Origin of the sequence: Paramylibacter kogurei (assembly GCF_002742285.1) — a bacterium.
GTDB classification, from domain to species: Bacteria; Pseudomonadota; Alphaproteobacteria; order Rhodobacterales; family Rhodobacteraceae; genus Amylibacter; species Amylibacter kogurei.
In genome coordinates this window covers 45,363-66,795 of sequence record NZ_MDGM01000003.1, presented here as the reverse complement: position 1 = coordinate 66,795, position 21,433 = coordinate 45,363, and the positions used below count along the sequence as shown (strand labels likewise).

Below are 21,433 nucleotides of genomic sequence, written 5' to 3'. Positions count from 1 at the left end.
TCTCGTGCGCATTTCTTGGTTTGTATCACTGGTTGCTGTGGCGATAAGCGTTGGTTTGTCGTCACAGGTTCATGCACAGCCAAAGGCAAATCAATTGCTGGGGGCAAAATCCAAAGCATCTTTACAAACACCCCAAGCACACGGATTTTATTCCAAGGGCTGTGTGGCGGGAGCGGAACAGCTTGCGCAAACGGGTCCAACTTGGCAGGCGATGCGACTAAGCCGTAATCGTAACTGGGGACATCCTGATATGATTGCCTATCTGAAACGGGTGTCGGCCAAGGTGGCACAGCTTTCGGATTGGAAGGGCTTATATATAGGCGATATTTCACAACCTCGCGGTGGCCCGATGACATCTGGCCATGCGTCGCACCAGATGGGATTGGATGCAGATATATGGATGTATCCACCAAAACGATTGAATTTGTCGCGCAGCGAACGTGAAAGCCTTTCTTCAATTTCCGTGCGGTCCAAAGATCAACGCAGTGTCAGCAAAAATTGGCGTGAAAGCCATATGCAAGTGATGAAAATTGCAGCCAGTGATCCCGCAGTTGATCGTATTTTTGTGACGGCACCAGTAAAGATTTGGATGTGTAACCGCGCCAAAGGAAACAAAGATTGGTTGCAAAAAATCCGCCCGTTCTGGGGACACCATTATCATTTTCATGTGCGCTTAAAATGCCCAAAAGGTTCAACAAACTGTAAAACCCAAACACCAACGGTTGCTCAGTTGTCAAAGGGTGGGAATGGTTGTGATGAAACGTTGAATTGGTGGGTGACTGATGCGCTAAAACCTGCGGATCCAAACGCGCCAAAGCCGCCCAAACGGCGCCATCCACGCGAATACACAATGGCGGATTTACCGCAACAATGCACAGGCGTTTTGAAATCTAGATGATACGTTTTTTGACGTTAATATTGTTCTTGGCGTTTCCGTCATTCGCACAAGATGTGCGTTTGGTTGCATCAATCGGTTTTGATCTGGATGATGCGCGTTTTGGCGGATGGTCTGGATTATATATCACCGACGATGGCAAAGGTTTGGTTTCGGTTTCAGATCGTGGTTATTTAATGACGGGCGACATTACACGCGGTGTGGATCGATTATCCGCCGTCACGGTCACCTCGATTTCGCGGCTTCGCCAAATTGATGGCAAACCCGTTTCAGGACGCAATTCAAATTCAGAAGGAATGGCCGTTGGGAAAAACGGCGTATACTATTTTTCTTTTGAGGGATTTCACCGTGTTCGCGCACATGCCACTTTAAGCAGCCGTGCAACGCATATCCCACCGCATCCTGATTTTAAATTCATGCAGAATAATTCGTCATTAGAGGCATTGGCAATTGATGACACTGGTGCGCTTTATACCATGCCCGAACGATCAGGTGTGATTGACAGGCCATTTCCCGTGTATCGATTTAAAAATGGTGAATGGACCATTTTTGGCCATTTGCCACGCAGCGGTGAATTTTTGGCCGTTGGCGCGGATGTCGGCCCTGATGGGCGGTTTTATTTGTTGGAACGTGCATTTACGTGGCTGGGCGGGTTTTCAACCCGTGTGCGCAGTTTTCGCATTGGCACAGATGGATTTGAGGATGAGCTCACCTTGGTTGAAACAACACCCGGTGTTCATGATAATTTAGAAGGAATAAGCGTTTGGCGTGATGCGGCGGATCGTATCCGCATCACGATGATTTCCGATGATAATTTTCAGATTTTCCAGCGCACTGAATTGGTGGAATATGTGGTCGCGGATGATAATTAACTTTCGTCCCATTCATTCAAAATTTTCATCGCCTGATCTGCGGTTTCAACAAACTGAAACAATTCCAGATCGTCGGCACCAATGGTTCCCGCATCTGCCAAAACCTCCCAATTGATAACAGAACGCCAGAACTCTTCGCCGAATAGCAAGATCGGAACGCGTTTCATGCGTTTGGTTTGGATTAATGTTAAAGCCTCGAACAATTCATCGAATGTTCCGAATCCACCAGGGAATGCTGTGATTGCTTTGGCGCGGATCAGAAAATGAATTTTGCGCGTTGCGAAATAGTGGAAATTGAAACACAGCTCAGGTGTGCAATATTCGTTTGGTGCTTGTTCAAATGGCAACACGATGTTCAACGCGATGGATGAACCACCTGCTTCTGCTGCGCCGCGGTTGCCAGCCTCCATGACACCGGGGCCACCACCAGTGACGATGACATCATGGTGGCCATAGCTTTCCATGCTTTTGGCGGTCACAAGACGGGCGAATTTGCGCGCCTCGGTATAATATTTTGATAGGTTTGAAAGCGTTTCAGTACGCGCTTTGTCTTTGTTGACAGGGTCAGGGATGCGTGCACCGCCAAACATTACAACTGTGCTTTCGATACCGCGTTCGGCCATGACCATTTCGGGTTTTAACATTTCAAGATGCATTCGCATCCCACGCAATTCATCGCGACACAAAAATTCATCATCGGCAAATGCCAACCGATACGCGGGGGCGCGGGTTTGCGCCGTGTCTGCGATTTTTGATGTAATTTCAATATCGGTTTCTGCATTTGGAAATGCTTCTTGTTTACGCGCCATATGATTTATTCCTCACCACTATTTCTGATACAGACAAAAGAAGGGGTCTTTGTTGCACCTGTCTTATGTTCAAACTATAGGTTGCTGTGATAAATCTATCCAGACTTGAAATGGAGAAACTCATGTCTAACGCACAATTGGAAACCGCCCTCGAAGCAGCATGGGAAATTCGCGACACAATCACACCCGCAACAAAGGGTGAAGCACGCGATGCGATTGAAGAAACACTGAATGCATTGGACAGCGGTTCACTGCGCGTTGCGGAACCAACCGAAAGCGGTAAATGGCATGTGAACCAATGGGCCAAAAAGGCAGTATTGCTTGGCTTTCGCGTTAAAGACATGGAAATCCAAAACGGTGGCCCACAGGATGGCACATGGTGGGATAAGGTTGATTCAAAATTCAAAGGCTGGGGCGCTGATGAATTTACCAGCGCTGGTTTTCGCGCTGTGCCAAATTGCGTTGTGCGCCGCTCGGCCTATATCGCGCCAGGTGTGGTATTGATGCCATCTTTTGTGAATTTGGGCGCATATGTCGACAGCGGCACAATGGTTGATACATGGGCAACAGTTGGATCATGCGCACAAATCGGCAAGAATGTTCACCTGTCTGGTGGCGTTGGAATTGGTGGCGTATTGGAACCAATGCAAGCTGGGCCAACCATTATCGAAGACAACTGTTTCATCGGTGCGCGTTCCGAGGTTGTTGAGGGTTGTATCGTGCGCGAAGGTTCGGTTTTGGGCATGGGTGTGTTCATCGGCCAATCAACAAAAATCCTTGATCGTGAAACAGGCGAAGTCACCTATGGCGAAGTTCCCGCAGGTTCCGTTGTGGTTGCCGGTTCAATGCCATCAAAAGGTGGCGTGCATTTGTACTGTGCCGTGATTGTGAAAAAAGTAGATGCAAAAACACGATCAAAAACCAGCATTAATGAATTGCTGCGTGATTGATCTTGATGCAAGATAAAAACCAATCAAATATTAACGGTGGCGGCCTCCTTGAATGGATGTCGCCATTTGGCGTTATAACGAACGGTGAATTTATTTCTCGGCTCGTTACTTTGGTAATGGTGTTGGTGGCACCTGTTGCGCTGATTGCTGTTGGGTCTGGCCAACAATCAGAAGTGATTGCAATGGCCTCCATGGGGTTGTTATTTTTTGTTCCATTCGCACTCTGGATGGTTTTGGCCACAGTGACAAAACAATATCGAACCAAAGGCGTATTTGCCCCATTCTTTTTCGCACTATTTACACCGATTTTGCCGATTATGTTTTTTCTAACTTGGTTTTTTTCGTCTCGTGAAAATCGCGAAACCAATCAAGCTTTGGCAAAAGTTCAACGTGAACATCGTAAAAATCGAGCGGCGAAAATACCCCGAACCACGATAAAGATTTCAACAAAATCTGAACTTGAAAAACGCCCCATTCGGGATGAAAAAAACGCAAAAACCGCGTTGCGGGTATCGATTAATAAAACGCAGCGCAAAAATAAGAAACCGACCGATCCAACCCCAACCGTGCGGCGCATGCGCTAATTCTTGAAACATTGCTGACGGGCAAGTGATTTTAGAAATTAAAATCGTTAATTGTTTCGCGCCGTTGCAAATCGTAATCATATGATATGGAATTGATTTTCGCATACATCGCAGGGATGCTCACCCTGATTAACCCATGTGTTTTGCCCGTGCTTCCCATTGTTTTGGCGACGGCATTGAATGCGGACAAGCGTGGGCCGCTTGCGCTTGCCCTTGGCATGTCGCTTGCGTTTGTCGGGTTTGGAATGTTTGTCGCAACCCTTGGGCGTAGCGTTGGATTAACACCAGATCGTTTGGCGCAAATTGGCGCCGTGATGATGGTCTTGTTTGGTTTGATAATTTTAACCCCTGCATTGAATTTACGATTTGAACGCGCCATGGCGGGTGTTTCCACTGGTGCGGATCATGCGATTGACACTGTTGGGAGCGCTGGATTGCGTGGACAGTTTATCGGGGGCTTGTTGCTGGGTGCGGTTTGGTCACCTTGTATCGGGCCAACGCTTGGTGGGGCAATTGCGCTGGCCAGCCAAGGTGAGAGCCTATTTTGGGCCTTTTTGATAATGGTGTTTTTCGCCTTGGGTGTTTCAACATTAATCATTGGAATTGGCATTGGTGGGCAAAACCTGATGCGCAAGCGTGCGCAATCATTGCGCGGACTGGCCGAAAAATCCAAACCGATTTTGGGTGTGGTTTTCATCCTTGTTGGCCTGATGTTATTTTTCAAAATTCATCACATTATTGAGCGTTGGGCGCTCAATGTCTTGCCATATTGGCTCCAGGATTTATCTATTGCTCTATAACCACCGAAAGGGATTATCATGAATCGCCGACATTTTCTTGTGACAACTGCCGCCGTAACAGCACTACCTTTGGCGGGGTTCGCCAGCGAGTTTATTGCCTATCAAGATGGATTGATAAAACAGGCATTGGCGGACGGAAAAACCGTATTCGTGGATTATGCGACAGATTGGTGTTCAACCTGTGCCGCCCAAGAGCGAATGATTGAACGTATTCGCTCGGAAAACCCCGAATATGATAAACACATTATGTTTGTGCGGGTGGATTATGATCAATTTGCAAATGCCCCTGTTTCCACGGATCGTGGTATTCCGCGTCGTTCAACATTGATCGTATTGAAGGGTGATGATGAACTTGGCCGCGTGGTTGCCGCTGCATCGCATCGTATGATCAAGGCTTTGATGGATGCAGGATTAGCCGCCGCAACATCATAGCACTTCACACTGTTTGATTGCTTGGCTATACCGAGCAATATGACAGATAAAAAACCCAAAAAAGCGAAACGCCCCCAACTGGTTTTTACCTTGCTGGTTGAGGTTGGGCGCAACGAAAACGATGGCCTGCCCAAGGGCGCGACGGGCGGTGCGTTGATGTGCTTTGCCTCTGGTGTGGACGAAGCAGAGGCTGTACGTGAAACCGTGGCTGTTTTGAAACAGGCAGATCTGGCACCACTTGATGTGACGGGTTATGGCACATTGGATGAACGCCTTGAAATGGGGCACGATATTAACGACGAAGAACGCGAATTGATGCAACAGGCATTGGATCAAAATTCGGTTGTTGTTTATCAACTGACCCCATTTTTTGAAGGTCAGTCCATGGATACCGTGACCCACTGATCGCCCACGGGCAGAGGAAATGACATGTTCACAATGTTCTTTGATTTGGACGGCACGTTGATTGATCCCAAGGTTGGGATTACCAGTTCCATCCAATACGCCCTGACCGAAGTCGGTGCTGAGGTACCAACAGCCGATGAACTGGAATGGTGCATCGGCCCGCCATTACACGAAAGTTTCCATTTGTTGCTGGGTGAAGGTGGCAATGTTGGCCATGCGATGGAATTATACCGCGAAAAATATACCGCCGATGGCATGTATGATGCGGAACCTTATGATGGCATTGGCGAAATGTTTGATGCGCTGCACCGCGTTGATGTGACCATTCATATGGCGACATCCAAACCACATGTGTTTGCCCAAGAGATCATCGAACATTTTGGAATTCACGCACATATCGAACGTTTGTTTGGATCAGAGCTTGACGGGTCGATGTCCGATAAAACGCAACTATTGCAATATGCGCTGGATGAAACCGGTGCAGATCCTGCGCGTTGTGTCATGGTTGGCGATCGGCGCCACGATGTGTTTGGTGCAAAAAACAATGACATACCTGTAATCGGCGCATTGTGGGGTTACGGTGAAGAGGGCGAATTGCATATGGCAGAGGCTGATATGCTGGCAGGCCATCCAGAAGAAATTCCCGAAATCGCGTTTGAACTTATGGGTGTTTCTGAATAATTCAATAAATTGTAAGAAACGAAAAAGGCAGCCAATTGGCTGCCTTTTGTTTATTTATATGTATCGTTTAGATATCGAATTTCAGCGGGCTGATGGATTGGAATAGACCAGTTGCCTTTAACTTGGCCAAGGCTGTTTCATTTGGTGCTTCGTCCAAATAAAGCAACGCAATGGCATCTTCGCCAACGTTTGAACGGCCAAGAGTAAAGTTTGCGATATTCACCCCATTTTCACCCATTGTTTGACCCAATGTCCCGATGATGCCCGGTACGTCTTTGTTGGTTGTGTAAAGCATGTGCGAACCAACTTCGGCGTCGATATTGATGCCTTTGATCTGAATGAAACGTGGTTTGCCGTCGCTGAACACAGTACCCGCGATTGAACGCTCGCGATCTGCGGTTTTCACGGTCAGTTTGATATAGCTGTCAAAAACACCAGATTTTTCTTGTGTGGTGGATGACACCTGAATGCCGCGATCAGCTGCGATCACGGGTGCGGACACCATGTTCACATCTGGGTTTTGTGCGCTCATCACACCGGCGATTGCAGCAGAGCCAAGCGCCTTGGTGTTCATCTCTGCAACTTTACCATCATAGGTGATGTTGATGGATTCAATTGGATCGGTTGTCATTTGACCAACGAATGCACCAAGATGGCTTGCCAATTTCACGAATGGGCCCAAGATTGGTGCCTCTTCCGCAGTGATTGATGGCATGTTTATCGCATTGGTCACTGCGCCATTGTTCAAATAATCGCTGATCTGTTCGGCGACTTGCAAGGCCACGTTTTCCTGTGCCTCTGTTGTGGCGGCACCCAAATGCGGCGTGACTACAACGTTTGGCAGGTTGAACAATGGGCTTTCGGTTGCGGGTTCAACGGCAAACACGTCAAACGCAGCGCCAGCAACGTGGCCTGATTTCAACGCTTCTGCCAAGGCGTCCTCGTCAACCAAACCACCACGCGCACAGTTAATGATGCGCACACCTGGTTTCATTTTTGCGATCGCTTCGGCGGTGATCATATTTGCGGTTTGTTCGGTTTTTGGAACGTGTAGCGTGATAAAATCCGCCTTGCCCAGCAATTCATCCAATTCAACCTTGGTCACGCCCATTTCTTTGGCGCGATCTTCTGACAAAAACGGATCATATGCCAAGACTTTCATCTTGAGGCCAAGCGCACGTGATGCAACGATTGAACCAATGTTACCCGCACCAACAAGACCCAAGGTTTTATTGGTCAGCTCAACACCCATAAATTTAGACTTTTCCCATTTACCAGCATGTGTTGATGCGGATGCTTCTGGGATTTGACGTGCAACGGCGAACATCATCGCGATGGCGTGTTCTGCGGTTGTGATCATGTTACCAAATGGCGTGTTCATCACGATCACACCTTTTTGCGATGCAGCTTTCAAATCAACATTGTCCACACCAATACCAGCGCGACCAATGACCTTTAGGTTTGTTGCAGCGGCCAATAATTTGTCGGTTACTTTGGTTGCGGAACGAATGGCAAGACCATCATATTCGCCGATTTTGGCCAAGAGGGCGTCTTTGTCTTTGCCCAGTGCCGGTTCGAAATCAACTTCGATTCCATTGTCACGGAAAATTTGAACGGCGGTTTCAGACAGTTTGTCAGATACGAGTACTTTAGGCATTTCAGCCTCCTTTGAATGATATATCGGGAAGCTGGCCAATTCGGCCAGCAAAAGAATTAAAGAGTTGCGATTTGCGTTTCAAACGCCCAGTTCAACCAAGGTGTCAGCGCGACAAGATCGGAATTTTCCACGGTGCCACCTGTCCAGATACGCAAACCAGCCGGCGCATCGCGGTATGAACCAATGTCATATGCAACACCTTCGGTTTCCAAAAGTTTTGCCAAACCTTTGGCAAATGCGGCCTGTGCATCAGCGTCCAACGCAGCAACGCGTGGATCGGTGATTTTCAAACAAACAGACGTGTTTGAAACCGTGTCTGCATCATCTGCCAAAAAATCAATCCAATCATTTTTGGCGACGAAATCGGCAAGCACTTGCAAATTCGCATCCGCGCGTTTGATCAGGCCAGCGTTACCACCAATGGATTTTGCCCAATCAAGTGCGAATAAATAATCCTCTACCGCCAGCATTGATGGCGTGTTGATTGTGGCACCTTTGAAAATACCATCGATCAATTTACCAGCTTTGGTCAGGCGGAAAATTTTTGGCAATGGCCAAGCGGGCGCATATGTTTCCAGACGTACAACTGCGCGTGGAGACAGGATAATCATTCCATGCGCCGCTTCGCCGCCCAGAACCTTTTGCCAGCTAAAAGTTGTTACGTCCAATTTATCCCAAGGCAATTCTTGGGCGAATGCAGCGGAGGTTGCATCGCAGATTGTAAGGCCATCACGATTGGCTGGTATGAAATCACCGTTTGGCACACGCACACCTGATGTTGTGCCGTTCCATGTGAATACAACATCATTGTCAAAATTGATGGTGTTTAGATCGGGAAGTTGACCGTAATCCGCATGCAGATGGTTCACATTGTCGAGTTTAAGCTGTTTTACAACATCTGTAACCCAACCAGAACCAAAGCTTTCCCATGATAGCATATCAACACCGCGCGCACCCAACAGGTTCCACATCGCCATTTCAACCGCACCTGTATCAGATGCAGGAACGATACCGATTTTATAATCGGTAGGAATGTTTAATACTTCGCGTGTGGTTTCGATGGCGGCTAACAATTTGTCTTTGCCAACGGCGGCGCGATGTGATCGGCCAAGTGCCGCATCAGATAGCGCATCCAAGGTCCAAGTGGACGGTTTGGTGCATGGACCAGAAGAAAATTGGGGATTGTTCGGACGGATGTCCGGTTTTGTATTTGTCATTATGTGTATCCTTACAGATAAAATGCCCTTCGTTGGGGAAGGGTGTCCCGCTGTCGGAAATATGGGGAAAACTGCCGCTATGCAATCATCAACTCTGGCGTTTTGCTGAAAATTCCGCATAACAATGCTGAATTCTGTGCATCATGTTTACGATAGGAAATTTAAATGACGTTTGTTGCCACGCTGATCGCTCATCCAGAGGATAAACATCTAACGGGTGGAATCGCCGCAGATATTGCGCATGCATTGGGTGGCGAACACTTTGAATGGTTGGCCGCTGGTATTGCCGCCGATATCCCATTGAACGCAGAACCAGATGATTTTGATGATGCTTGGGAATTGGCGCAGAGCAATCGCGCCGATCTGGTGATCCAACCAGCAACAGGACGGCGCAAAAAGGTTTTGTTGGCGGATATGGACAGCACCATGATCGAACAGGAATGTATCGATGAACTCGCCGATGTTGCGGGCGTCGGTGAACGGGTGGTTGAAATAACTGCCCGCGCAATGAACGGCGAATTGGATTTCGAAGATGCGCTTCGTGAACGTGTTGGATTGCTCAAGGGTTTGGATGCAACGGTCATTCAACAGGTTTTGAAGGAACGCATTACATTGACATCCGGTGGGCATGAATTGCTCGCAACCATGCGTGCCAATGGGGGGTATGCCGCGCTGGTATCAGGTGGGTTTACCGATTTCACATCTGCGGTTGCACAAACGCTTGGCTTTGATGAAAACCGTGCGAATACGCTGATCCAAAAGGATGGCAAGTTGACGGGTGAAACGGGGACGCCAATATTAGGGCGCGAGGCAAAGGTGGATGCGTTAAATGATATCACCAAACGCCTTGGATTAACTCCAGATGATGTGATCGCCGTGGGCGATGGTGCCAATGATTTGGGCATGTTGAAATTGGCAGGGCGCGGTGTGGCACTTCATGCAAAGCCTGCCGTTGCTGCACAATGCAACACGCGCCTCAATTTCGCGGATCTGACGGGGTTATTATATGTCCAAGGATATTCTCGCGCAATGTTCGCCCAGTAGCCCGTTCACATTTCCAAAATCTGTCTTCGACAAATTGAAACGATGCACGTCGCGCTAGACGCCGTGCCATCTGCGCGATTATCTATGCGCAACGCTATTCATGGCCAAAGGGAGTCGCCACATGAAAATGACCACAGAAGAAGCCTTTGTTAAGGTTCTGCAAATGCACGGCATCGATAATGCTTTTGGGATTATTGGTTCTGCAATGATGCCAATTTCGGATTTGTTCCCAAAGGCAGGGATTAAATTTTGGGATGTGGCGCATGAATGTAACGGCGGCATGATGGCGGATGGTTACACGCGCGCATCTGGCAAAATGTCGATGATGGTTGCGCAAAACGGCCCAGGTATCACCAATTTTGTGACACCCGTGAAAACCGCATATTGGAACCACACCCCATTGTTGTTGGTCACACCGCAAGCAGCGAATAAAACGATCGGGCAAGGTGGTTTCCAAGAGGTCGAGCAAATGAAACTGTTCGAAGACATGGTTGCCTATCAAGAAGAAGTGCGCGATCCAACACGTATCGCAGAGGTGTTGAACCGTGTGATCTTGCAAGCGAAACGTGCATCCGCACCCGCGCAAATTAACGTGCCACGTGATTATTGGACGCAAGTTATCGATATTGATCTACCTGCTATCGTTGAATTTGAACGCCCTGCTGGGGGTGCTGCGGCAGTGGCCGAAGCGGCAAATTTGCTCTCTGGTGCTAAAAACCCTGTGATCCTAAATGGGGCGGGGGTTGTGTTGGCTGGTGCTATTCCTGATTCAATGGCATTGGCAGAACGGCTCGATGCGCCGGTATGTTGTGGTTATCAACACAATGATGCGTTCCCAGGCTCACACCCGTTGTTCGCAGGGCCATTGGGTTACAATGGTTCAAAGGCGGGTATGGAATTGATTTCACAGGCTGATGTTGTTTTGGCGCTGGGCACACGTTTGAACCCGTTTTCAACGCTGCCGGGTTATGGGATTGATTACTGGCCAACAAAGGCGAAAATCATTCAGGTTGATTTGAATCCTGATCGCATTGGCCTGACCAAACCCGTCACAGTTGGTATTGTTGGTGATGCGAAAAAGGTTGCCCAAGATATCTTGGCACAGCTTTCGGATGATGCCGGCGACGCAGGGCGCGATGAGCGCAAAGCAACAATTGCAAAAACGAAATCAGCCTGGGCGCAAGAGCTGACATCAATGGATCACGAAGACGATGATCCAGGCACCACATGGAACGAGCGCGCGCGCGCCGATAAACCTGATCACATGTCCCCGCGCATGGCGTGGCGTGCAATCCAAAAAGCGCTGCCAAAGGATGCGATCATTTCATCCGACATTGGCAACAACTGTGCGATCGGTAATGCCTATCCTTCATTCGAAGAAGGGCGTAAATATCTGGCCCCAGGATTGTTTGGCCCTTGTGGATATGGATTTCCTGCTATTGCGGGTGCAAAAATTGCTTGCCCAGATACGCCCGTTGTTGGGTTCGCAGGCGATGGCGCATTTGGCATTTCAATGAATGAAATGACGGCCGTGGGTCGCGGTGATTGGCCTGCAATCACCATGGTCATTTTCCGCAATTATCAATGGGGCGCGGAAAAACGCAACACGACCTTGTGGTACGCAGATAACTTCGTTGGTACCGAGCTGGACGAAAGCGTGTCATATGCCGCCATCGCTCAGGCATGCGGATTGGTTGGTGTGCAGGCATCATCAATGGATGATCTAACGGATAAATTGGATCAAGCCATCAAAGATCAAAAGGCAGGTAAAACCACATTTATCGAAGTGCTATTGAATAAAGAGCTTGGTGAACCATTCCGTCGCGATGCGATGAAAGCGCCGGTTGTTGTGGCTGGCATCGATGCTGCAGATATGCGGCCGCAAAAATAGTTTGTTGCCAGTATATTAAATTTGGAAAACGGCGTAGGAACCTTCTGCGCCGTTTTTTATTTTTTGCGATGAAATTTTCAAGGCCAACTGCGCGTCAAAGTTTTTTGACACCCCTCGATTTTGCCCTTGTTTTCCCACACACAGGCCGATAAACCCACCAGCGGAGACGTGGCCGAGTGGTCGAAGGCGCTCCCCTGCTAAGGGAGTAGGCGGTTTGTAGCTGTCTCGAGGGTTCGAATCCCTTCGTCTCCGCCACCATACCTTTTTCATCAGTTTCGAAACATTGCTTTGGGTGGCTTTGGGCCCTTTAAAATATAGCTATTATTGCAATTTATCTTTTTACTGGCTTTTGTTCAGTTATGCTCATATCGTTACCTTGGGTGGTATAGAATGTGGTATGTTTTGAATGGCGATATCAGGAAAACTTACAAAGAAGCTGGTGGAGAATCTTGGCGCTGGGCGTCATGGTGATGGCAATGGGCTTTATCTTGTGGTTGATGCCTCTGGGGCGCGGCGCTGGATTGTGCGTGTTGTCGTAAAGGGGCAAAAGGGCAAGACAGGTGCACCGCTTCGCACGGATTTTGGTTTGGGTGGTGCGGATATTGTCACGCTGAATCAAGCCAGAGAACGCGCATTGGAATATCGGCGCATGGCAAAGCAGGGGTTAAACCCACGTTTCAATGCCAAACGCGAAATACCGACATTCGCAGAAATCGCCCAGCAAGTGCATATTGACCGTTTGCCAACATGGAAAAACCCCAAACACGGGCAGCAATGGATTAACACCTTGCGCGATTATGCCTTTCCCAAGATCGGGAGGATGCCTGTTGATAGCATTGGACAGCCAGAGGTGTTGATGTGCCTTGCCCCAATCTGGACAGAGAAACACGAAACCGCCAAACGATTAGCCCAGCGTATGAAGGTTGTTTTGGATGTGGCAAAATCCAAAGGGTTCCGCGATGGGGAAAATCCGATCACAGCAATTAAAGACGCACAAGTCTTGCCCAAGGTAAAAGCCAAGCCCAAACATCACAAGGCAATGGCATGGCAGGACGTACCCGCGTTTTATGCCGATCTAAGAAGTCGCAGCGCTATGGCAGCCAACGCGTTGATGTTTACTTGCCTCACAGGGTCGCGCACGTCAGAGGTTTTGGGGATGCGCTGGGCAGAGATTGATTTAGAGGCAAAGCTTTGGACTTGCCCCGCTGAACGGATGAAAACAGGCGAAGAACACCGCGTTCCGCTCACAGATGAAATGCTGAAAATCATTGAACCGTTGCAAGCGATGCAGTCGGAATATGTGTTTGAGGGGCAGAAGCGAAACAAGCCGTTATCAAACATGTCTATGTTGATGCTGTTACGGCGCATGAAGATCGAGGGCGTCACCGTCCACGGGTTCCGTTCCACATTCCGTGATTGGGCGTCAGAGGTTGCAAATGCACCCAGAGAGGTTGCGGAAATGTCATTGGCGCATAAAGTAGGCTCAGATGTTGAACGTGCCTATGCCCGATCTGATCTTTTGGAACGGCGCAGGGTGTTGATGGGAGAATGGTCGCAGTTCGTCTCATCTGATTGCAAATCAAAGAAGGAATAAAGAGCAGATGTTTTGTCCCGTTGGTTATGTTACGATTGCAGAGCTTTGGAATGAATTTTCTCAAAAACATCGTGCGACGCTTATTCAATTTATACTTGATGAAGCGCAAACAGGAAGACTCACGATCGCAGAAGTCTATGGTTCGCCTGATGACTATTGCGAAGATGTTTTCCTTGCATCGTTTAAGTCTTTTTCTGCAAGTGTCGCGGATACAAACGGACAGGTTGCAAACCTGTTGATCGAAGTTGATCAGGGACATTCAAACATTTTTACAAAAATGAGTGCAATTGAAAGTTACTTTGTTGCTATGGATCCCACTGAAGCGGGTGAAGATGGGTACTGGTTGCACAAAATGGGTTCAAATAATTTTGTTAAGATTGATCCGCTTGATTCAAAGGCTTGGAATGAAGGTATTTGGGAGCGAAAATATCCAAAAGGGAACAATTTTGCCGCCGCTTCATATGCATATCACACGCTTCCTTTTGCGTTCGAACGTGGTCGCTATATTATTCCGGATACGCTCCCACCTTGGCATATAGATGTAATGGATGAACATTATTTGTCCAAGATTGTTGAAACATTTGGCGGCCGTTCGCTTTGCCTTTCGGAGGAAGATGCGGATGTATGGCGCGGGCGTGTGCTAAAAGATAGTACGTTCATTCATAAAGTTAAGGGCGAAAAACTTAAGATGGGTCGTCCCTCTAAGATTGAGAGTGCATTGCGCGATTTTAACATTGTTTTTCCAAACGGGCGCGAGGATGCTGGCTGGAAAACCGTTCTTAGCGAAATTGAAAAAGTGACTGGGAACAACTACTCAGATCGCACCATAAGACGTGCGCTTCAGTTGCAAAAAATCATTCTTAAGGGGTGATTTAGACGATATTTCTTCGGTCAAAACTCCCAATTTGGGTTTTGACCGTTTTGCCAGTCTGGTGCTGACTTAAAATTCTGATTGAACCTCCACTCACCGAAATGAACGTGGAGGCATCGCAGAATGACCAATCTATTTGAAGACAATCGAAACTATGTGCTGGGTGATCCCGAGCTTGAATTAATCGGCGATCGCGACAAGCTTGCGCAATGGCGCCACAAAAATATGGGCCCGGCATTTTATAAACTTGGGCGCAAAATCATATATCGTGGAACCGATCTGAACGCTTGGGCGAATGCTTGCCGTATTGATCCAGAACGTCAAAATCTGGAAGAGTTTGGTGCAAGAAGTGCTGCATCGCAAAAAGTATCAACCCAATCCGACGTGTCCGAAATTTCGCCAACCAAACACTTGGGAGGCGTGAAATGACCAAAAATTTCAAAATCCGTCAAATCAAAGAGCGGCACTCATATACTTATGAAGAGGCGAGCCGTGTCATTCAAGCGAACAAAAATTCGGTTCGTCGCTGGGTGGCAGAAGATGGCCTCCCGCTTATAACCAAAGAACCGCAGCATTTGATTCTTGGCGCAGATCTAAAGAGATTCCTTATTGAAAAACGCGCAAAGAAACGTGTGCATGTCCCAAAAGGCTACGTGTATTGTCTAAGGTGTAAATGCGCGGTGAAACCCGTTGAAGGCTCTCTCTCGCTCCATGACACCAAGACTGGTGTGAAACTCCTGCATGCAAACTGCTCGAGCTGCGGTGGGGAACTTCGAAAAAGCCTGAACGCACAGCTGATGAAAGACTACGGCTTTTAATGCCGATGGTTAGAATCCGTTGAATCAAACGAACTAACATTTACTTACCTAGAAGGAACTAAGAATGGCATCTTATCCGCGAATTTCAAACAATACGCCACCGGCCTCGACAAGCTTTGTCGAAATACATCAATTAAAGCGCAAATATGAATGCCACCTGCGCCGTGCACAAGGCCTCAGCACTACAACGATTGATCGTCGCTTGGCGAACATTGACAAGCTAGCCGATTTCCTCGGGAAGGCTTCCATTAAGACCTTCTCGGCATCCGTTGCGATCAAATATGTTGATCAAGCATTGGCTTACAAAAATGCGCGAACGGGAAAGCAACGAGCATTAACCACGGTTGTAAGTGAATTAAACCATCTGAAAAAATTCCTGATCTGGCTTCATTCTCAGCCAGGATATAAGAGCCGTATTCGCATAACAGATATTCAGTATCTGAGCGTGAACCGAAAAGATCTACGCGCAGCGCGGGCAAAGCTTAAAAAGGGTCAGCCATCGATCATTGAGTGTCGCGTTGCTTTTGATCGCATGCCAAAGGAAACAGAAGCACAGATGCGTGATCGTGCAATGTTTGCGATGCTGATGCTTACAGGTGCGCGCATCGATGCACTTGTCACATTGCAAATTCGGCATTTAAACTTGGCGGGTGGCTTTGTTATGCAATGCGGTTCAGACAGCAGAACTAAAAATTCGAAAACTTTCATATCTGGTTTTTTTCCAATCGACAAAATTTATGAGAAAGAAATCAAGGCATGGCGGAAATACCTATTACGGGAAAAAGAATTTAATGACGCGGATCCGCTTTTCCCGACAACCAAAGCATCGAAGTATTTCTCTAAAGGTAAATGGGAAATTATTTCAAACGAGTTCTACAAAGGGCCTGGGCAACCTAGTCGGGTAATTTCCAACGCGTTTACATTGGCAATTGGTGAGAGCCATGGCCCACATAGTATTCGCCGTACAATCACAAAATGGGTTGCCGAGAATACGCAACGACAAGACCAGTTAAAGGCAGCATCTCTTAATTTAGGTCATACAGAAATAAAGACCACAACAAGTTCGTACCTTCACTTAACGCCAGAGCAGCAAATTCAATTAGTGCATGAGATAGGGCGGAAAAAGAAGAACTGAACTAGACTGTAAAATGGAAAATTTAGATTTGTGTACGTATAACTTTGCAGCCATTTTCTATATACCGTCTTTTACGCGATCCCATGTCTTCTTCAGATGGGCGACCATTGCTTTGCCCAATCGTGTGGCATCTCTACCTTTTAGCGCAAGGATCATCTCTTCGTGGTCAGCGACTGCGCCAGCCCAAGATTCGGGTGTCTGACTTCCAATATAGCGAATGCGTTTCAGCCTAGCCTGAATGTTAGACTGCATTTCTTGAAGAGTTTCATTTTTTGAAAGCTCCGCTAACCGAGAGTGAAATTCCTGATTCATTTTGTAGTAAGGCATTCGATCTTGGGTGCGGTAACACTCCATCATGCTCTCGTGCAACTGAACCATAGCTTCGACTTCTTTGTCACTTGCTCGCTCACAAGCGAGTTCGCCCGCAAGTTTTTCAAGGCTTCCAAGTACCTCAAGCATTGAAAATACGTCTTCTTGGGTAAGCTTTCGAACAATGCTTCCTTTCGAGGGTCTAACGATTACCAAGCCTTCCGCGGCAAGAGTGCGAAGCGCTTCTCGGAAGGGGGTGCGCGATACACCTAATTCTTCGAGCATTTGCAATTCGTCGATTCGGCTCCCCGGCTCTAAACTTCCCTCAATAATGAGGTCGCGTATACGGCTCGCCACTTGGTCGTGCAGTGAGCGGTTAATAATCGCGATAGATGATCCCATTGATAACTCTCTTTGTTTTTCGGACTTTTAGGTAGTCAGTTTGGCTTTTGAATACAATATCCAAAATTTTCTTGATAGTCGATATTTTGCTGTGTATACAAAATACATGATGCAAATATACAAAATGTTATTTGCAAAAGGGAGAGAGGAAAATATTATGAAAACTATTCGCAATGGCGTCTTCGCTAGTCTGTCGACACTTGTGCTTGCCGCTGCGCCAGTGGCCGCAGAAACTTATATTGTTGCTGTTGGGGCTGCTTCAAACAGCCTTCAGGGACGCAGTGCTTCCAAGTTCGCAGAAGATCTCCAGGCCAAGCTTGGTGATGCGCACACCGTGGAGTTTTATGCAGACGGGCAGTTGGGTGATGAAAAGGAACTGCTGCAAAAGCTGCGCCTTGGTACTGTGCAGTTTACTTTGGTTTCATCGATCATGACAAATGTAGCGCCAGAATTTGCGTTGTTTGACATGCCGTTCCTTGTGCAAGATCGCAAACATCTTAAGGCGATCGACGCTGAAATCGTACAAAGCGATCTTGCGCCAAAAGCTGAAACTGCTGGTTTGAAAGTTTTATCGACGTGGGAAAATGGATTTCGTCAAATTACCAACAACACGCGGCCGATCAATACGCCTGCTGATTTGGAGGGGCTGAAAATCCGAACGCCGTCTTCTGAGTGGCGTGTGTCTATGTTTAAGGAGTGGGGTGCTAACCCGACGCCGATGTCATTTTCAGAAGTTTTTGTTGCTTTGCAGACAGGTACAATGGACGGACAGGAAAATCCGTTGACCAACATTACGGGGGCAAACTTTCAAGAAGTGCAGAAATACCTCAGCTTAACAGGACATGTTTATTCGCCGACCTATTTGACGAGCGGTTTGAATGACTGGAATGAACTACCAGAGGATGTTCAATCTTCTGCGATCGATGTCGCGGCCTCTATTCAAGATTGGTCTCTGGCTCAGGGTGAAGCTGCTGACAATGATCTTGTAGAGAAGGTCAAGGCCGCAGGTGTTGAAGTTAACCAGGCTGACAAAAAGGCCTTCATCGAAGCATCCGCGCCCATCTATGCGGCATTTGCCGAAGCAGTTGAGGGTAGCGAAGCCTTAGTGAAACGCGCCCAAGAGTTGGCCGAATAGGTCATCGTAGATGTGTTGGCCGGCTAACGCCGGCCGCATTTTCCAATAGTAGGGAGGTTTTGCAGTGATTGCGAAAATTGAAAAAGGGCTGTTGTGGTTCATAGAGACGATATGTCTTGCACTTCTGATCGCATTGGCGCTGTCTGTCGTTTACGCAACGACCATGCGTTATTTGGGGGCGTCACCGTCATGGTATGATGAAATCGCGAGCGTATTGCTTGCATGGCTGACTTATTTTGGTGCAACTTATGCGCTTTTCTTGCGCCAGCATATGAGCTTTGGTGGCATTGTAACTGCGCTCCCCAAACGTGCTGCAGTTGCGTTAGCTATATTTTCTGAATTTTTGGTCATCGCTTTTCTGGCAGTTGTTGCATGGTATGGAAACGCGGTGCTGGCAGTGGCCAAATGGGACTCTCTGTTAAGCATTCGTTGGATGAGCTTGGACATCGTCCAATCCGTTATTCCAATAACTGCAGTGCTCATGATTATCGGTACCTTTCTGACTATGCCCCGCGCATTGCGCAACGCAGCTGCGGGGATAGATGTCGATCATGCGGAGATTGAACAAGCCATCGCAGATGCTGAACGTGAAAACGTAGCCGCGACGTCAAAGGACGAACCAAAATGATATTACTATTTACGACTTTGGCTTTGATAGGATTAATTTTGATCAACGTGCCCATCGCAGTTGCAATCGGGATCGTTGCCATGGGTGGCCTTTTGCTCACACCAGGCGGTGCGACGCTCTATGATATGGCGATTGCTTTATATTCTGGATCAACCTCGTTTCCACTGATCGCAATTCCGCTGTTTATTCTTGCAGGTAATCTGATGAATACATCGGGTATATCTGTGCGCCTGATTAATTTTGTTACTGCGCTGATCGGTTTTGTACGCGGTGGGCTTGGTATGGTAAATATCGGTGTTTCTATGGTTTTTGCCGAAATTTCCGGCTCTGCAGTGGCGGATGTTGCTGCGACAGGTACCGTTTTAATTCCTGAGATGAAGAAGCGTGGATATTCACGCACACTGGCGGCCGCGATTACTTCTTCATCGGCGTCACTTGCAATTATTATACCGCCATCTATCCCTATGATCCTTTATGGTGCGATTGCCGAAGTTTCTGTGCTCAAGCTGTTCATCGCGGGTATTGTACCTGGCGTGTTGGGGGGCGTGTTGCTTATGGCGGTCACCTACATGCTTGCTGTTCGCTATGATCTGCCGCGTGCTGAAGGTTTTGATCTTTGCCATATTTGGCGTTCTTTCAAGGAAGCTATCTGGGCGTTAATGATGCCAGTTATCATTCTTGGTGGTATTTTTTCTGGTGTTGTTACCGCGACTGAAGGTGCTGGTTTGGCTGTGCTTGCTGCACTCGTTATCGGTATATTCATCTATCGCGACCTCGATGTATCGCGACTGCGCAAGGTAATGTTGGAAGGTGTCAGCCAAACGGGTGTCGTCATGTTGCTTGTGGCGACATCTGCCGCGCTGGGCTTATTCCTTACTCAGGCACAGGTGCCACAGCAGTTGGCGCAGCAAATCACTGAACTAACTACAAACCCATTAATTGTACTCGCACTTTTGAATTTGCTTTTGTTGGTTTTGGGGATGTTCCTTCATGGGGCAGCTGCAATCATCTTGGTCGTACCTGTCGTGATGCCGTTGGTAAATGCAGTTGGGATCGATCCAATCCATTTTGGCATTATGGTTACGCTCAACCTTGCGATTGGCCAACAAACACCGCCGGTTGCATCGGTTCTGATCACATCTTGCTCGATTGCTAAAGCTGGCATTTGGGAAACGTCTCGCACCAACTTGCCATTCATCGGTGTTCTCGCTTTTATTCTCTTGCTGGTTACCTACGTACCTCAAGTTTCACTCGCACTAACAGGGTACTTCCAATGACAAAATTGAAACCACGCATCGCAATTATTCCAGGGGATCCATCGGGGATTGGACCAGAGTTAATTGCTAAGTTGTTAAACGAAGAAGGTGTTTGTGAAGCTGCTGATATCGTTTTGATCGGAGATGCACATATATGGGAACAAGGCGCAAGTCAGGCTGACTTGAATGTTGATCTTTCACAAATTGAAGAGGCCGACGTGGGCAAGTCATCTGGTCTGTCGTGGCTTTCGATGGACACGATTGATCCCATAGATGTTAAAATATCCGAGGTTACCGTCGCAGGTGGAACATCGAGTTTACGCTGCTTAGATAAAGCGCTTGATCTTGCGATGGCTGGTGACGTTGATGGTGTGTTGTTTGGACCGTTCAACAAGGCTGCCTTGACCAGCGCTGGATTGAATGCCGAAGATGAACATCGCTATATGGCGCGCTATTTGAACTTCGAAGGTTATCATAGCGAAATTAATGTTTTGGATGACCTTATGACCACGCGCGTGACCAGTCATATTGGTCTACGTGATGTAGCAGAAAAAATCACTGGGGAAGGCGTGGAGCGGGCTATAGGGCTTGCCGAAGAAACGCTTAAACGGGCTGGTAAAATGCGACCACATATTGCTGTTGCCGCACTTAATCCACATGCAGGAGACAACGGTAAATTCGGGCGCGAAGAAATTGATATTCTACAACCTGTTATCGAGTCCGTGCGCGCAAAACAAAAAAATGTCTCCGGTCCTTGGCCTTCTGACACAGTTTTTTTAAAGGCGCAGCGCGGAGAAGTGGATGCTGTTGTCACAATGTACCATGACCAAGGACAGATTGCGATTAAACTCATGGGTTTTGATCGTGGCGTTACGGTTGCTGGTGGCCTCCCGATCCCCGTAGCCACACCAGCGCATGGCACTGCTTTCGACATTGCGGGACTTAACAAAGCCAACGTGGGCGCCACATTACAAGCGTTTAATCTTCTTGTCCGTATGGCTCAAAATCATCGCGCTGAACGTGCTGCAAATTAAAAAAGGAATAAATG

23 protein-coding genes and 1 tRNA gene are annotated in these 21,433 nt (G+C 47.8%); 20 read left to right on the top strand and 4 right to left on the bottom strand.

Going from position 1 to position 21,433, the window contains the following annotated elements; translation table 11 throughout:
- Nucleotides 1–4 precede the first annotated feature (4 nt).
- Nucleotides 5–898 (top strand): penicillin-insensitive murein endopeptidase, encoded by an 894-nt coding sequence (gene mepA, locus BFP76_RS00960; RefSeq protein WP_205661343.1) that lies wholly within the window; start codon nucleotides 5–7, stop codon nucleotides 896–898.
- The gene (locus tag BFP76_RS00955; protein WP_099591306.1) at nucleotides 895–1,767 is read left to right on the top strand and encodes an esterase-like activity of phytase family protein; all 873 of its coding nucleotides are present in this window, start codon (nucleotides 895–897) and stop codon (nucleotides 1,765–1,767) included. The genes mepA and BFP76_RS00955 overlap by 4 nt, the downstream gene beginning before the upstream one ends.
- On the opposite strand, the gene BFP76_RS00950 is transcribed toward BFP76_RS00955, so the two are convergent.
- Nucleotides 1,764–2,576, bottom strand: a complete 813-nt coding sequence (locus tag BFP76_RS00950) for an LOG family protein (protein ID WP_099591305.1) — start codon at nucleotides 2,574–2,576, stop codon at nucleotides 1,764–1,766. The genes BFP76_RS00955 and BFP76_RS00950 overlap by 4 nt on opposite strands.
- Before the next feature lie 122 nt (nucleotides 2,577–2,698).
- Between BFP76_RS00950 and dapD the strand changes: the two genes are divergently transcribed.
- The 6 genes from dapD (at nucleotide 2,699) to BFP76_RS00920 (ending at nucleotide 6,428) form a co-directional block, all read left to right on the top strand.
- Nucleotides 2,699–3,526 (top strand): 2,3,4,5-tetrahydropyridine-2,6-dicarboxylate N-succinyltransferase, encoded by an 828-nt coding sequence (gene dapD / locus BFP76_RS00945; protein WP_099591304.1) that lies wholly within the window; start codon nucleotides 2,699–2,701, stop codon nucleotides 3,524–3,526.
- Between the two features lie 5 nt (nucleotides 3,527–3,531).
- Nucleotides 3,532–4,110, top strand: coding sequence for a hypothetical protein (locus BFP76_RS00940; RefSeq protein ID WP_133117362.1), 579 nt, complete (start codon nucleotides 3,532–3,534; stop codon nucleotides 4,108–4,110).
- Nucleotides 4,111–4,196: 86 nt separating this feature from the next.
- Nucleotides 4,197–4,910 carry a cytochrome c biogenesis CcdA family protein gene (locus BFP76_RS00935; RefSeq protein WP_099591302.1) on the top strand — a complete coding sequence of 238 codons (714 nt, stop codon included), beginning with the start codon at nucleotides 4,197–4,199 and terminating at the stop codon, nucleotides 4,908–4,910.
- A gap of 18 nt (nucleotides 4,911–4,928) precedes the next feature.
- Entirely contained in the window at nucleotides 4,929–5,342 is a 414-nt protein-coding gene (locus tag BFP76_RS00930; protein ID WP_099591301.1) for a thioredoxin family protein, read from the top strand.
- Between the two features lie 39 nt (nucleotides 5,343–5,381).
- Entirely contained in the window at nucleotides 5,382–5,747 is a 366-nt protein-coding gene (locus BFP76_RS00925; protein WP_099591300.1) for a hypothetical protein, read from the top strand.
- Nucleotides 5,748–5,771: 24 nt separating this feature from the next.
- Complete coding sequence (locus BFP76_RS00920; RefSeq protein WP_099591299.1) at nucleotides 5,772–6,428, top strand: HAD hydrolase-like protein; 657 nt, start codon at nucleotides 5,772–5,774, stop codon at nucleotides 6,426–6,428.
- Between the two features lie 67 nt (nucleotides 6,429–6,495).
- On the opposite strand, the gene serA is transcribed toward BFP76_RS00920, so the two are convergent.
- Nucleotides 6,496–8,085, bottom strand: coding sequence for a phosphoglycerate dehydrogenase (gene serA / locus BFP76_RS00915; RefSeq protein ID WP_099591508.1), 1,590 nt, complete (start codon nucleotides 8,083–8,085; stop codon nucleotides 6,496–6,498).
- A gap of 56 nt (nucleotides 8,086–8,141) precedes the next feature.
- Entirely contained in the window at nucleotides 8,142–9,302 is a 1,161-nt protein-coding gene (locus BFP76_RS00910; RefSeq protein WP_099591298.1) for a phosphoserine transaminase, read from the bottom strand.
- 165 nt (nucleotides 9,303–9,467) lie between these two features.
- Between BFP76_RS00910 and serB the strand changes: the two genes are divergently transcribed.
- The 8 genes from serB (at nucleotide 9,468) to BFP76_RS00870 (ending at nucleotide 16,655) form a co-directional block, all read left to right on the top strand.
- Nucleotides 9,468–10,346 carry a phosphoserine phosphatase SerB gene (serB, locus tag BFP76_RS00905; RefSeq protein WP_099591297.1) on the top strand — a complete coding sequence of 293 codons (879 nt, stop codon included), beginning with the start codon at nucleotides 9,468–9,470 and terminating at the stop codon, nucleotides 10,344–10,346.
- A gap of 121 nt (nucleotides 10,347–10,467) precedes the next feature.
- Nucleotides 10,468–12,237 (top strand): sulfoacetaldehyde acetyltransferase, encoded by a 1,770-nt coding sequence (gene xsc, locus BFP76_RS00900; RefSeq protein WP_099591296.1) that lies wholly within the window; start codon nucleotides 10,468–10,470, stop codon nucleotides 12,235–12,237.
- A 162-nt stretch (nucleotides 12,238–12,399) separates the two neighbouring features.
- A tRNA-Ser gene (locus tag BFP76_RS00895) sits at nucleotides 12,400–12,492 on the top strand.
- 151 nt (nucleotides 12,493–12,643) lie between these two features.
- The gene (locus BFP76_RS00890; protein WP_099591295.1) at nucleotides 12,644–13,831 is read left to right on the top strand and encodes a tyrosine-type recombinase/integrase; all 1,188 of its coding nucleotides are present in this window, start codon (nucleotides 12,644–12,646) and stop codon (nucleotides 13,829–13,831) included.
- Between the two features lie 7 nt (nucleotides 13,832–13,838).
- Nucleotides 13,839–14,702, top strand: coding sequence for a hypothetical protein (locus BFP76_RS00885; protein ID WP_099591294.1), 864 nt, complete (start codon nucleotides 13,839–13,841; stop codon nucleotides 14,700–14,702).
- Between the two features lie 123 nt (nucleotides 14,703–14,825).
- Complete coding sequence (locus BFP76_RS14705; RefSeq protein ID WP_240513948.1) at nucleotides 14,826–15,131, top strand: hypothetical protein; 306 nt, start codon at nucleotides 14,826–14,828, stop codon at nucleotides 15,129–15,131.
- Nucleotides 15,128–15,520: a helix-turn-helix domain-containing protein gene (locus BFP76_RS00875; protein ID WP_099591293.1), complete on the top strand. Its 393-nt coding sequence runs from the start codon at nucleotides 15,128–15,130 to the stop codon at nucleotides 15,518–15,520. The genes BFP76_RS14705 and BFP76_RS00875 overlap by 4 nt, the downstream gene beginning before the upstream one ends.
- A gap of 64 nt (nucleotides 15,521–15,584) precedes the next feature.
- A complete protein-coding gene (locus BFP76_RS00870; protein WP_099591292.1) occupies nucleotides 15,585–16,655 on the top strand; it encodes a tyrosine-type recombinase/integrase in 1,071 nt (356 codons plus the stop codon).
- A gap of 57 nt (nucleotides 16,656–16,712) precedes the next feature.
- On the opposite strand, the gene BFP76_RS00865 is transcribed toward BFP76_RS00870, so the two are convergent.
- Complete coding sequence (locus BFP76_RS00865) at nucleotides 16,713–17,366, bottom strand: GntR family transcriptional regulator (RefSeq protein ID WP_099591291.1); 654 nt, start codon at nucleotides 17,364–17,366, stop codon at nucleotides 16,713–16,715.
- 40 nt (nucleotides 17,367–17,406) lie between these two features.
- Between BFP76_RS00865 and BFP76_RS00860 the strand changes: the two genes are divergently transcribed.
- The 4 genes from BFP76_RS00860 (at nucleotide 17,407) to BFP76_RS00845 (ending at nucleotide 21,419) form a co-directional block, all read left to right on the top strand.
- Nucleotides 17,407–18,501: a TRAP transporter substrate-binding protein gene (locus BFP76_RS00860; RefSeq protein WP_240513947.1), complete on the top strand. Its 1,095-nt coding sequence runs from the start codon at nucleotides 17,407–17,409 to the stop codon at nucleotides 18,499–18,501.
- A gap of 64 nt (nucleotides 18,502–18,565) precedes the next feature.
- The gene (locus BFP76_RS00855; protein ID WP_099591289.1) at nucleotides 18,566–19,129 is read left to right on the top strand and encodes a TRAP transporter small permease; all 564 of its coding nucleotides are present in this window, start codon (nucleotides 18,566–18,568) and stop codon (nucleotides 19,127–19,129) included.
- Complete coding sequence (locus tag BFP76_RS00850) at nucleotides 19,126–20,406, top strand: TRAP transporter large permease (RefSeq protein ID WP_099591288.1); 1,281 nt, start codon at nucleotides 19,126–19,128, stop codon at nucleotides 20,404–20,406. The genes BFP76_RS00855 and BFP76_RS00850 overlap by 4 nt, the downstream gene beginning before the upstream one ends.
- A complete protein-coding gene (locus BFP76_RS00845) occupies nucleotides 20,403–21,419 on the top strand; it encodes a 4-hydroxythreonine-4-phosphate dehydrogenase PdxA (protein WP_205661334.1) in 1,017 nt (338 codons plus the stop codon). The genes BFP76_RS00850 and BFP76_RS00845 overlap by 4 nt, the downstream gene beginning before the upstream one ends.
- The last annotated feature ends 14 nt before the right edge of the window (nucleotides 21,420–21,433 follow it).